Source organism: Candidatus Marinimicrobia bacterium CG08_land_8_20_14_0_20_45_22 (genome assembly GCA_002774355.1).
Classification (GTDB): domain Bacteria; phylum Fidelibacterota; class UBA2242; order UBA2242; family UBA2242; genus 0-14-0-20-45-22.
The window spans coordinates 1-735 of record PEYN01000014.1 but is presented as its reverse complement, the minus strand read 5'-3'; the positions used below and the strand labels follow the sequence as shown (position 1 = coordinate 735).

General features: G+C 45.2%; 1 protein-coding gene and 1 pseudogene (both cut by a window edge). Both read right to left on the bottom strand.

Going from position 1 to position 735, the window contains the following annotated elements:
• Positions 1-10, bottom strand: a pseudogene (locus COT43_00780) (hypothetical protein) (it extends 245 nt beyond the left edge of the window).
• Positions 1-735 carry part of the coding region annotated (locus COT43_00775; protein PIS30892.1) for a multifunctional 2',3'-cyclic-nucleotide 2'-phosphodiesterase/5'-nucleotidase/3'-nucleotidase on the bottom strand (this coding region is incomplete at its 5' end). 40 nt of the annotated region lie to the left of the window's left edge, so 735 of the 775 annotated nt are shown. The gene COT43_00775 and the pseudogene COT43_00780, both read right to left, overlap by 50 nt.

Below are 735 nucleotides of genomic sequence, written 5' to 3'. Positions count from 1 at the left end.
CGGTTTCCATCCGGCTTCCTTCTATCGATTAAGACTTTTGCGCCAGAAACCAACATGCCCCGGCTATTTCCAGTAACGCGGTCTTCAATGAGCGATTTTAGAAATTCACCGGTCACATTAAAAATAACAAGTCGGTTACCAAACGGCATAACTCGGAACAAATCCCGTGGCGTTATCTGTCCAGCCGATAGATCAGCACGGACGCCGCCATGATTTGAAAATCCAATGTCCGCATTCGCTTCGATTCTCATTGCGTCAACAACGAAATTGCCCATCGAAGATTCGCCTTCATTCGATCGTGTCAATTTTCCTTTGGCATTTCCGATGACTTCGTCAAATCCTGCTTCGGCTTTTTTCGCCAATTCGTCGATCTGTTTGGCAATTCCCGTGTCGGGTAAAAAATCGTCCTCGAAAAGCGTAAATATCGCTCCTTCATCACTGACAAAGTCATAGCCAGCAAGCGTTCCAGTCTTCCGATGAATGTAAAAGTTGACATGGCCAAGATTACTTCCGTTGGCATAATTTTGAAAGATAAGTGTGTGATTAACAGCATCTTCCCATGGTTTGTAAAAACCTCGATGCAAGTGCCCAGTAAACATAATGTCGATTCCTGGAACCGCACGAGCCACTTCCATTGCACTGGCTCCTTTTAAGGGAAATGGCTTACCTTCTTTGATTTCCTTTTCCATTTTCAGGTAAGCGGTTGGCGGATCATAATCCAGCCAGCAGTGTGTT